Below are 11746 nucleotides of genomic sequence, written 5' to 3'. Positions count from 1 at the left end.
TTTTGTTGTGTGGCTTTGCGTATTTGTAGTGTGGTTTTTTCATCTATGTGGCCACGGAATAAAGATTGGTAATTTGCGGATCGTTGTTGTTGGTTTTTGCCTAGGCCGAGGTAAATTGGGTGTGGCTGCCAGAATGCGGCGCTGAGGTGAAGTTTGGGGTCAGATCAAAAACTAATCCTTTAGACTGTCACGTGACCGGCACTAATAAACTGAACGGGACCATCACCCGAAATGATACCCTAGTCGTCCCTGAATAATGGCGTTTCAAGCAAGAAACGCCATGCAATTTTTGGGTCTTTCCAGTAGAAAAGTTATTTTCAGCCATAATCGCCTTAAAAATTGCCCAAAATATGGGGCACAATAAAGCCACTTCAGTAGCTTACGTAGGTTCTGACCACAGGCACTTAAGATCACGTTAATCGCATCGCCTAGTACGCCTTTTAAGAAGCATCGTCTGAGTTTTCCATCTGATTTGAGGTGTCCTATGATGGGTTCTACGCTATTTCGTCTTCCCATCCATGGCTTCTCTTTCTTTGGTACACCACGTTTTTGACCTGCAACCAACACCTTAATATCGTCTACGCCCGATCCTTTATACCCTCTATCAACAAAACAGGTTTCCGGTTTTTTTCCTGTTAGGGTTTCAACTTGTTGAAGTTGATCTTTCAAGGTATGGCCATCATAAGGATTACCTGGATAGCTTCTGGCTCCCACAATGAAGGATTCTTTTGCTGTTACGGCTATGCTCGCTTTTACACCAAATTCGTAGCGTTTATGCGCTTTGCCTTTGGATATGCAGTCCACATTAGGTTCATGCAAGCTATACAGTTTGTTTTTGCTCTGGCGAGTTTGTTTTAGTAATCGATAGGCTTGGTTGAGTGTGTCTTCTTGCTTTTGAGTGAGCGTTAATCCTTGTCGTTTTACTTGCCGATCAACATCTCGCAGGACTCGCCCTAAAAAGCCTTTGACTTGCTTAATCGCTTTTCTCATCCGCTTATATTGTTTGGCGTGGCCATAGCGTCCAATTTTTGGCATTAACTCATGACAGGCTTTGTCGTAGGTTTGTCTTAACGTGATGTTTTGTTCTTTGGCGACCTGAGTGAGCTGCTCTCTAGCCTTGTTGTAGAGCTTGGCATCGGTTGGGAAGGTGATGTTTTTTTCTTGTACCGTGGTGTCTACCACGACTCGTTTTAGGCTCGCTGGTTTGATGACTTTTAGTTTCAATCCTGCTTGTATCGTCTGGGTAAGCAGCCATTCACAGCCTTCTTCTCCTAACCGTTTTCGCCATTTAACAAGACTGGTTGGATGGCACGGGAAGTCGTGCTGGAAAAAGGTTTCGCCGCAAAAGTATTGGTAATAAGGCGATTCAAGCCATTGCTCTAGCACCAGCTCATCAGACAAATTATGCAAGTGCTGCAAATACAGCAATCCCGCCATAAGACGCGTTGGCAACGCGGCCGCACCAACGCTTGAAAAATGGGCACTAAGCGTTGAGTCCAATTGCTTCCAATCAATGATCTTAGCCAGTCGAACTAAAGGATGATTGGGGTTAATGATGTCAACGAGCTGAGGTTGGAATAAATCCTTTTGCGGTATGGTCTGTGTCTGACGAGGCTTCATAAAACTCACCTGTTCTGCAACTTTTTGGGCCTTATGGCGTATTTATAGCAAGATTTAGATATTAACTATCTTATAAAAACACATTAGATTCAATAGGTTGAGAGTTTTTCAGGGGCGACTACCCTAGTTTCTTGATCGGACCCCAACACTTCACCAACACTTCATTTGCTTTTCGGGCCGGGTTTTAGGGGGGTGACTCGGCGGTTGGCGAGTTGTTCTATTTGCTGTTTGAATTTATCGTTGCCGAGGGCCATGTTTTGTTGTGTGGCTTTGCGTATTTGTAGTGTGGTTTTTTCATCTATGTGGCCACGGAATAAAGATTGGTAATTTGCGGATCGTTGTTGTTGGTTTTTGCCTAGGCCGAGGTAAATTGGGTGTGGCTGCCAGAATGCGGCGCTGAGGTTGTCGCTTTCTTGGGCATGGAAGCGGTAGCTTGACCATTTGTAGTCGGCAGGGTGGTTTACCATGTTTGCTCGGACTGGGTTGAGTTCTATGTATCGTTGGCAGATGAGTAAATACTCGGATTCGTTGATGAGGCAGGATTTGAATCGGCCTTCCCATAGTGTGCCGCTGCGTTGGTAGGCGTGGTTGAAGTATCTGACATACCGCCGGCCAAGGGCTTGCATCATTTGTGATATGCCATTGTTGGTCGTGGGGGTGGCTAGAAGGTGGATGTGGTTGGTCATGAAGACCCATGCGTGGATGGTGACATTAAATTTCTGTGAGTATTCTGCAAGCCAATGGGCGTAGGCGATAAAATCTTCTTCTGAAGCGAAACAAACCTGTCGATTATTTCCTCTTTGAATGATGTGTTGCGGTACGCCGGGCAGGCATAGTCTGGGTAGTCTGGCCATGAACAATCCTTGTATATGGTTGTATCGTTACTTTTAGAAAGTGAATGTGTGCATCCATTGCACTAGTATCTATCATAACGGGAAAGAATGGTGCGGATCAAAACCAGAGCTTGGGGTCAGATCAAAAACTTAAACAAATCACTCAACAAAGACTGATTTGTTTAAGTGCGGCCTTGACGGTTCAGGAGCGTGTTCCGACCTTGTGAGGTTACACATCACGATTATTTGAACGTACTCTTCAATCCAACAACACTAGGAGAGTTTGGGGTCAGATCATAAAATAAAACGTAGGGGCTCAAGTGAGTCTTTACTGGCTAGTCCTAATTGTCATCATGTGACAATGTGTCTCTAGTTTCTTGATCTGCCCCCACCGCTTCATGGGGTTTTCTGGCCTGGTTGGCGGGGTGTGGCTCGGTGGTTGGTGAGTTGTTTTATTTGTTATTTGTTATTTGTTATTTGTTATTTGAAATTATCGTTGCCGAGGGCCATGTTTTGTTGTGTGGCTTTGCGTATTTGTAGTGTGGTTTTTTTATCTATGTGGCCACGGAATAAAGATTGGTAATTTGCGGATCGTTGTTGTTGGTTTTTGCCTAGGCCGTAATGAATAAGCAAAATGGAGGTTATTTTGAATAAAAATATGACGTTTCTTGTCGTTGATGATAATCCGACAAAGCGCCGACTGACGAAGCTCTTACTGAGAGATATTGGTTACAGTAAAGTGCAGGAAGCAGATAACGGTGAGACGGCCTTAACTATGATGGAAGAAGGTCATGTCGATTTCCTGATGATGAGTTTGCCTATGCCAGATATGGATGGCATTGATATGATTAAAACAATGAAAGCCGACCCTAATTTAAAGGAAATCTTGATATTAATTGTCCTAGAGAAAGGCTTTTACAGGGAAACAATCATCCAGGCGGTGAATGCCGGTGCAAATGGTTATATTCTTAAGCCTTTTAATGCTGAGAAACTTGAAATGGAATTGGGAAAAATATTTGAACGCTCGTGACCCCAAGACTATCAGCGACTTGGCTACTCATAAGTAGTCCTTGGCACGAGCAGTTCGTAAACGAAGAAGACGAGTAAGGTGCTGCCGACGGTAACGAAGACGGCGGTCATGCCTTCTGGTCCAAAGGTGTCTAGCATTATGCCAATAATGAGTAAGCCGGCCATACCGCCGAGTGAGTCCATAATGGAATGACTCATGTTGGCGGTCATTTGGTCCTGCTTAGCGAATCGCTCCCCTAACGAGGCTAATCCTATACCATAAATCCCGCCTAACGAACCGCCCCAAAAAAATAACAGCGCCAGAGCCAACCAGTATTGGGTGTAGATGGAAAGAGATAGATACACGGCGCAAACCACTGAGCAGAAAAGGCAAATCAGCACAATGATGCTGCGGTTGATCAGAGAGGACAGTGTGCTCATGAGCATGCCTAAACTGACGCTGCCAATCATAAACATGGTGAGTAATAATTGCGACTGAGGTTCGCTTAGGCCGTTTTGCATGCCATATAAGGTGAGAAAGCTAGGCAAACCGAAGAAGCTGATTCCCCCCACAAAGGCGGCCGTTAAAATGACTTTGGCATGACGAAAAGCGAACAAGAAGCGTACTTTACCCATTTCATGGGTGGTACTTTGTTGTTTGCGCATCAGGATGTAGAGGCATAACGGAATGCAGGTAATGATCGTTCCGAGTTCAAATGGCCAGATGTGCTTAAGCATTGGTAGTTGTAAAGCGACCGGGCCTAATGCGACGCCGCAGGAAAGTGCTGAAGAGAAGAGCCCCATGAACAAACCTTTCGACTTTCCTTGGGCCAGCATGTTTAGCCAGGTTTGTGTGATGACCAGCGCCAAGCCGGTGGATAAACCGTAGCAAAAAATGCTGGCTAGCCACAATGGATAGTGGGTGCAGTAGGTCATCGCATATAGGCTAGCGGCTCTGATTAGGGTGAAAGTGGCTAATGAGTGAAATATACCCCATTTACCGATGTAGTGGGACAGTGGCCGGAACAGCAATAACATGCCGACGATTTCAAATGACATGGCGGTGCCTATCATGGTGTTGTCATAGCCTTGCTTGTGCATTTCTACTGGTATGGTGACGTAGTTGATGCCAGATGAAAGCTGCACAAATAAAGTACTAATAATCAATAGAATAGGGGCGATGCGTGTCATTCCGCTTTCTCCTTAAAAATACTCCAGCTCATGTCTATTTGAACGGTTTCATGAACGGTGAACTGACAGTCCATGTGCTGTAGACGATTAATGGTGGTCATAAGATTGATCTCTGGAATCGTATAATTTGAGGCTAGGTTGGTGCCATCAGCATGGCTATCATGGTAGAAAAATAGCCTTTCTAAACGTGCTTGTTTGGTTGTGCTGTCTTCTAACTTTGGTTTTTGGTGTGTGATGAGTGGCTGGAAGCTTGTGTTTAGTGTCCAAGCATCGAGCCGTTCTTCTGTTAGTTTGGTTTCGGCAATGATGGGGGTTTGGAGCCATTCAGACAGTTGTTGATGAAACATTGCAAGTTCGTCTGCCAGGTTATTACTGGGAAACAATGCTATGGTGTCGAATGAAACCTGCCATTCTATATGCCCACATCGACGCGGTTTTAACATGCTCTCTAACTCTTTGAACCAAGTCTGAATGCCGTGTTGGCTTTTTTCGGGTGTTGTGGTTTTTAAACTCTGTGCGTATTGATACAAGGTGTTGAGAACCGCTAACTCACTGGCGTTTTCAGGCTCTGCTTGAACACTTTGCAGGTAAAAGTAGTGGTTTAGGTTAGATAGTGTGTTGTTTAGATTGTTGACATGCGATAGACGCTTTGTTGTGTCTATTTCTTTGTCTCGGTTTGAATTGAGGTGGTTAATATGGGAGCGGCGAATCCACCATACAGTGAGGCCAAAAGTTAAGCCAAGAAATAAAATAATGATTTTAGCTTTATCGAATACACGATTGATGGGCATTAATCGTGCGTAAAAATGGCTTAGTTCAAGATCCATTGCCAGCACGCCAATAAATTTACCATGGTTATAAAATGGCGCGTAGCCACTAATAAAGGTGCCCCATTTGTCTTTGTAAGGTTTGGATGATGTCATAATAAGATGATCTTTTAATGCTTTTTTGAGCTCTGGTGGTGCGTCTGTATAGGGCGTCATTAAGGCGGGTGGCGTATCAGGGATACCGTCGCCATTGGCGTCGTTTTGCGGGCTGGGATTAACCATAAAGTACACCACGCCGTTTTTTAATATACAGGTGTAGATATAGCGAATGTTGGGGGTCGCTTCGCGAATACGTTCCATTTTCCTTGCCGCTTTTTGGTAGCTAGGGTCAGAGACGACGGTTTTGTCATTAAAAGAAGCATGTAACTTGCCGTCTAAGGTAGAGGCCGCCGCACTGACCGATGAAATTAAGCCAATTTTTATTTGATCCTCCAACGCTTCTATGGATTTTTTATAGAGTAGGTCGATGGTAGTGCCAAGCAAGACAATAAAAATGGCACTACAGAGCACGGATTCGAAAATGGTTTTAAGGGTATGTGAGTTCTTCATAATAGGTTATTCACTCCCGCCATGATTAAAATAGAAAGCAGATAAAACCCTGGGAAAAGGTATCGACAGTAGCGCATGATTTGTTCTGCGCTGTGGCCGTTTTGCTCACGTACCTTGACAAAAATGATGATGAGAATAGAGGCGAAAATACTGAGATACCCCATAATGATCATGCGTTGGATAAAGGTGGTGTAGGGTAATCTAGGTAAGATATTGCTGGTGTAAAAAGTATAGGCGACCACGGTCAGCATCATGGTGAATGAGGTGTTGAGACGTTCAGGAAACCCTCTGACCCAGAAGACAGACCAGCTGGCCGCTAAGATGATGGAAAGTGGGAGTATAAACTGCCACAAGTAATAGTCGGCCTTGCGTTGTGCTTTAATACTGATGGTCAATCGTGAGAAAAAGGTGTTTTCGGCATCATCAAGATGATGATAAACGTGTTGACTTACGGTGGCTTTAGGCTTGTCTTCTATCTTCCATTCGCTGAGGGATTTGTTATCCGGCTTTTCTAGGAAGATGTGGGCGCTGCCAAAAACTAGTTGGTTTTTTTCATAAGAGAAAGGTTCCATGATGATTTCAAAATTTTGTTCATCAAATGGAAAGCGCCTAAAGTCCATCTCGGTTGAAAAGGTGCCCTGAAAGCGTTCGTTGTAAGTCACTTCCCCTGTGCTTGAAATAATAAGGCGTTTGTTTGCTGTTTGGCGCTTGCCGACGGTATTGATGAACTCAAAGGCCGGAAACCAGACATTATCCTTGCTAATGATTTTGTCAGCACTTTGGTTTTCATAGATGCGTTGCCCCGTTTTGGGTTTCAACTTGATGGTATTATCTTGCCAGGAGGCGACTAAATAGCCGTCTATTTTATAGGTTTGGTCGACCGTGTTAATGCCATATATTTTGTTGATTGAGATAGAGACATTCACAATGTGCTTTGCTTGAGCAGGTAGGGAGATGAAATATCCCACCAAGGCGATGGTTAACCATTTTAGGCTTAATTTTTTCATGAACTCTCCTTGCTTCATTTAAAAAAGCCAAAATAATTAACCGTCAGGGGATGCTGTCTGATCTGTGTATTCTTAAAGGCATAAGGGCTGGATAACTCACGCAGTAATGCGTCTATCATGTTGCGTTTTACATGGCTTAGCACAACCACATGGCTCATTCGTTGCGTTTTACCTTTTACGTCAACATCGTCTTGAGCCAGTGAGAATTGTCGGTTTATCTTGTCGTTTGGCGTGCTAAAACGGACGATGTTGGAGCCATTTGGTTTTGGCATGACCGTGATATTTGGCTGAAATCGAGCAAGCCTTGTTAGCTGCTGGTGGAGGTAGTGGGCATTGTGCTCATTTTCTAAGGCGATTTTTTTTAAACCCTGAGTACCAAGTGTTGTTAATCGCTCCCATAAGTAGAGTGCATAAATGCCTTGTCTTGATCCCGAAACGGTCGAGTCTCGACCAGCGATGTAAGCTGGCCGATGTGATGAACCCACTTTGTATTGTTCGTGCATTAAAAATATGCCGCAGGCCCAGGGGGCGCCAATCCATTTATAAGGGCTAGAGCAGATGGACATGACGTCTGGATGGCGAAACTCGTAAGGATCTTGCGTAATGTTAAATGGATCATCGTTTAGGTAAGGCGAAAAGTTTGCGGACAAGGCGCCATCTAGGTGTACCCAGTAGCGTCGGTCATGCTCTGTATTTGTCCCTAAGATGGGTTTTAAATGGTTGAGTATTCGGCTCGTTGCATCACTGCCACCACTGAATGTGGTACCGTGGTTGAGAATTAAGATGACGGGGTACTCGCGCTCTACAAAAAACTCGGTTAGTTTGTAGAGGTCTTCTTCTTTCACTGCCCCAGATTCTTTTGTTGCAAGGGCTTGTTGCCAGTCCCCCTGATTGATCGGACAGGTGCCTAAAAAAGGTCCCGCTTTATTGAAGATGGTAAGGCCAAGTATCTGACAGGCTTTTTTTATTGAGTAGTGCGCCGCCTTCGAGAAAATCGCGATGGGGGGCTTTTGAACGTAAACCTCTTGTTGGTAACCCTCTACTGCGTATCCGCTCAGATAGTCTCTTGCATTCCATAGAGCATACAAATTGCCTTCTGTGGAGCCCATTGCGGTAATGTGGCCCCAATAGCGTCTTGGACTGAATGGGGAAGAAAATCCCCATAGCTGGGCGTAATAGTCAATGACTGCCCGTTCAAATTGTTTGGCGTTTATTTCGTAGGAACCGTCTTCAAAGCCATCGCCAAGGTTGAGTATATTCAAGGTGAGAAAAGGCTGTAGAGAAGATGAAAACGACACGTCTTGATTGGTCTGGTAGCCTAAAAAATTCTGTTTCTTTTCGCTCATCTCATTAAAAAAATCGGCAAGCAGGGCTTCTTTCTTAGCAGGTGAAAGCCCCTGCTCGCTTATAGCCAGGTGTTCGGAGTGCATCATATTTGGTTACCAATCTATAGGGTGGAAGATGTCTCTAATCTAAAACCTATAGGGCTGAGGAGATCGGGGAAACGTGGGTAAAACACCGTAGGATCAAGGGACTTGGCATCGAGTCCATGTCATTTAGTAATGTGACGCCGTGCTCAATGGTCTGGTTAAAATACTCTCCTGACGATTAAAACGCCGCTAAAAGGAAGCGTTTATCAGAGGTTTTTTTCATCTGACTTAATCTTGCTATTTGTGTGCTGCCGCTGAGGCTACTATCGATGACATAAGCGCATTGACTGTTGTTGTCGAGAGGTTGGAAATGATGCATGTCTGCATTGTTAAAGCTGCCCCACAACCCTACCAATAAGAGAACATCGTTCTGTGACAATGCTTGTCGCAAAGTACTGACTCGCTTCGCATCGGCGTAAAGTTTGTCGCATTTTTTTTTGATGGATAAGTCATTTTCATGAAGCATATGGAATTCAATCCAGATATTTTTTTGGGCTGTGATCAATTTTAGGTCGGCCTTTGAGGCGAACCGTTTGTCACAATGTTCGGCTAGGTTACTCTTGGCGTTGTATTTTAAATAGTCACCATCTTGCTGATATTGGGCGGCAAAATCCATGCTATTGGCGCCAACGGATTGGGCAATGGGTTGGCTTAGATCTAATGCCATCCAAGCGCGAATAAAGGGCTTGGTTTGTGACAGTGCCGCAATTTGGTTGGCCTTTTTAAAATCATAGCAGTTCGCCAATTGAGAGAGTAGTGTTTGTTGTAGCATCGAAGTCTCCTTGTCTATTGTGCAGGATATTAGGCTGAATGCGGCGTTATGCCGCATTGTTATTGCTACATTTAATCGTCTTGGCTATCTGGGCCGCTAAGTGCAGTGGCTGAGTAATCCTTGTTCTTGCTGTATTGAGATAGGTTTTCTATAAAACGATTGATCAGTTGTTCGGCAGTATTTTCGTCGACGGTTTTTTCACTGATATAGGTATCGATTTCAGTACGAATGTGCCCACCTGTTAAATCGTCTTTTTCCCGTTGAATGATGATGGCATAAAGGGCCTGACAGAATGCAAAGGAATCCGTTTTACTATAGATACGGTGCTGTCTTCCTGTGTTACTGCTGTTTGGATAACGAGGTTCAGAATAAGACACAGTATAAGGCTGGGTCCTTGGGTCGTTGCCTATCATTTCTTCACATGAAAAAAGTACAAAATCGGTAGAGCGGTACTTTTCTAATACGTCGTTACAGATAGGTTGGTTTGCTGAGATGGCCAAATTGTAGTCGCAGAAAAAAATATCGACACCTTTGATTAAGCTCGACATTAAAACGTTGAAGGCATTTTGCAAGTTATCCGGCAACCCGTCTTCTTCGGGGAGCTTTTCAAACTCTGCCGATTTCACCATATAAGAGCTGCGCCAACGGGCGAGCAGCTCTACGCCGTTTGATTGATCGCGGAATTTATAGGCGACTTTATAACCACTGTCGAACATGTCTTCGACATTGGGTTGGTCGGTAAGGAATGCAAATTTACGTCCGTCTGACGCTTCACACAAACGAAATAATAATTGACTCATGGAGTTCTCCTGTTAGGTAGTGACGTTGGGAGAATATAAAGCTTTGCGGTTTGTTTCTTGGTGGGGATATTTATAAACGCAGGGAAATAGATTATTCGATGCAATAGGGTTTATTGCTCGCCAGTATTCCGTCGACATAGAAGAAAATGATGTGTCTATGTTTTGCACATAGTGAGTTTTAACTATTTTCCCTCGAATTTTTTGTCGTCTTTAGGGGAGAATATTGGTTTTGATGCAAGGAAGCAGGTAGGAATACCTGTGAGATATCGCAAGTTGGGGCTGATTGGTAATTTTTTTGTTTTGGGCTCAATCGCGTCTTGATGGGGAAGAGCACTCTTTGTTTGACGACTTGACTCAAGGGGATCTTGAGAGATACGAGTGGCTTCGGCCGTTTTCTCCTCCATTGTGAGTTCTTGCTTTTCTTCATCTGCCTTGGCTACTGTTTCCGTTGGCCTTGCTGCTCCGGTAAATACCTCTGTTGGTAAGTTTGTCAGGCTAAAGGATAAATTATCAACAAATTGCTGGTATGGATTATAGGCACTATCTAAGCTAGCTAGGACGCTGGATTGCTTATTCGTTGCTTTGTTCTCAAACGGTATATTCTGATCTTTTGATTGATCCTTTGAGGTCATATCTTTTCTATTACTAGGTGTATTTTTTGGTCGTACCGATCTAGATACGATTCTATATCGATAAATAACTCTTATAAGGCGACGTTTTGATTTTTTCATAATGATTCTCGTAAGAAAATATAGAAGTAAGCTGCACACTTACTTCTATAGAATGTTTCTATACCATCGTTGAACATTCTAACTGTTTATCATAGCAGCACGTCATAATTGTTAGACAAGGCCTTTCGTAAGCGTCGCAATGGCATCATTGACAAGCTTTTGAATGACGGCTTTCGCTGCAATTTGTTTAGTCAACATTTCTGCTTCTAATATTTTTTTTTCCCTTTCAATTTCTATTTCAAAAACTTCTTTGGATATAAGGCCCTGTTCTTTTACCAAAAGTAGTTCTTCAAAGGCGGATTTATGCTTCTCTAAACTTTCTTTTAGGGCATCTCCCAGTAAGTTTTTTATTGGTGAGTCTTCTACTTTATCCAGAGTATTTTCAACTAAATTATCAAGTATTGATTTCATGGTTATATTTCCTATTGTTTTTTAGCTAACTCGCCTTTAATTAAAGCACTCATTAAACGCTGATATTGAGCCATTCGACGTTTAATCATAAAGTCTGATATGGTGTTTTTTTTCTTATGTGCAGTAATATCTTGCTGCCATAAAGAGGCTAATATTTTAGTCTGCTTTAGTGTTTCCTGATTTTTGTCGCGTATCTCTTGACGTCGTTCTAGACTTCGTATTTGTGCATCGATGTCTAAATATCCGTAAGAGAAGTCTTTAAAGCTGCGTTCTTTTATTGGTACTGACTGTAAGATCAAATAAAAATGATCAATCTTTTGATCAATTTTTTCCATTTGTTCTACTGTCCTTTCGTCATAAGGTGATAGAATCTGAACAGAACAACCAGCGGTTAAGAGAAAACAGAGAAGTAAATACTTTATCGTGATGAGTTTTTTCATGATGATCCTGTGTATATTGAGTGGAGTATTCATCATGGCCTATCTCGTTTTTAAAGACTCTGGCGTATCAATGAATTTTCCCCCCCCGAGATACTTGAGGTTTTAATTTATATGATAAGTTTTTATT

At 43.2% G+C, this 11746-nt stretch carries 12 protein-coding genes; 1 reads left to right on the top strand and 11 read right to left on the bottom strand.

What is annotated here, in order from left to right:
* Nucleotides 1-264: 264 nt before the first annotated feature.
* Together AC0VYG_RS21845 and AC0VYG_RS21840 are read right to left on the bottom strand one after the other, a co-directional pair.
* Nucleotides 265-1620: an IS5 family transposase gene (locus tag AC0VYG_RS21845; RefSeq protein WP_475428916.1), complete on the bottom strand. Its 1356-nt coding sequence runs from the start codon at nt 1618-1620 to the stop codon at nt 265-267.
* A gap of 161 nt (nt 1621-1781) precedes the next feature.
* Entirely contained in the window at nt 1782-2474 is a 693-nt protein-coding gene (locus tag AC0VYG_RS21840) for a transposase (RefSeq protein ID WP_475429983.1), read from the bottom strand.
* A gap of 625 nt (nt 2475-3099) precedes the next feature.
* Here AC0VYG_RS21840 and AC0VYG_RS21835 point away from each other — a divergent pair.
* On the top strand, nt 3100-3483 hold the full coding sequence (locus tag AC0VYG_RS21835) for a response regulator (protein ID WP_475429982.1): 384 nt from the start codon (nt 3100-3102) through the stop codon (nt 3481-3483).
* Between the two features lie 23 nt (nt 3484-3506).
* Here the strand turns inward: AC0VYG_RS21835 and AC0VYG_RS21830 are convergent, their stop codons facing one another.
* From AC0VYG_RS21830 to AC0VYG_RS21790, 9 genes are all read right to left on the bottom strand, one after another.
* A complete protein-coding gene (locus AC0VYG_RS21830; protein WP_475429981.1) occupies nt 3507-4652 on the bottom strand; it encodes an MFS transporter in 1146 nt (381 codons plus the stop codon).
* Nucleotides 4649-6028: a PDC sensor domain-containing protein gene (locus AC0VYG_RS21825; protein WP_475429980.1), complete on the bottom strand. Its 1380-nt coding sequence runs from the start codon at nt 6026-6028 to the stop codon at nt 4649-4651. The genes AC0VYG_RS21830 and AC0VYG_RS21825 overlap by 4 nt, the downstream gene beginning before the upstream one ends.
* The gene (locus AC0VYG_RS21820; protein ID WP_475429979.1) at nt 6025-7035 is read right to left on the bottom strand and encodes a hypothetical protein; all 1011 of its coding nucleotides are present in this window, start codon (nt 7033-7035) and stop codon (nt 6025-6027) included. The genes AC0VYG_RS21825 and AC0VYG_RS21820 overlap by 4 nt, the downstream gene beginning before the upstream one ends.
* 14 nt (nt 7036-7049) lie before the next feature.
* A complete protein-coding gene (locus AC0VYG_RS21815) occupies nt 7050-8468 on the bottom strand; it encodes a pyridoxal-dependent decarboxylase (RefSeq protein ID WP_475429978.1) in 1419 nt (472 codons plus the stop codon).
* 175 nt (nt 8469-8643) lie between these two features.
* Nucleotides 8644-9237, bottom strand: a complete 594-nt coding sequence (locus tag AC0VYG_RS21810) for a hypothetical protein (RefSeq protein WP_475429977.1) — start codon at nt 9235-9237, stop codon at nt 8644-8646.
* 71 nt (nt 9238-9308) lie between these two features.
* Complete coding sequence (locus tag AC0VYG_RS21805; RefSeq protein WP_475429976.1) at nt 9309-10037, bottom strand: hypothetical protein; 729 nt, start codon at nt 10035-10037, stop codon at nt 9309-9311.
* A gap of 182 nt (nt 10038-10219) precedes the next feature.
* Nucleotides 10220-10768 (bottom strand): hypothetical protein, encoded by a 549-nt coding sequence (locus AC0VYG_RS21800; RefSeq protein WP_475429975.1) that lies wholly within the window; start codon nt 10766-10768, stop codon nt 10220-10222.
* 111 nt (nt 10769-10879) lie between these two features.
* Nucleotides 10880-11179, bottom strand: a complete 300-nt coding sequence (locus AC0VYG_RS21795; RefSeq protein ID WP_475429974.1) for a hypothetical protein — start codon at nt 11177-11179, stop codon at nt 10880-10882.
* A gap of 11 nt (nt 11180-11190) precedes the next feature.
* The gene (locus AC0VYG_RS21790) at nt 11191-11619 is read right to left on the bottom strand and encodes a hypothetical protein (protein WP_475429973.1); all 429 of its coding nucleotides are present in this window, start codon (nt 11617-11619) and stop codon (nt 11191-11193) included.
* Nucleotides 11620-11746: the final 127 nt, after the last annotated feature.

Source organism: Marinomonas sp. 63XJN7_7_ISO-PGPR-S23-202 (assembly GCF_056173505.1).
Note: the sequence above shows the minus strand (reverse complement) of the source record. Positions and strands in the feature narration are given on the sequence as shown.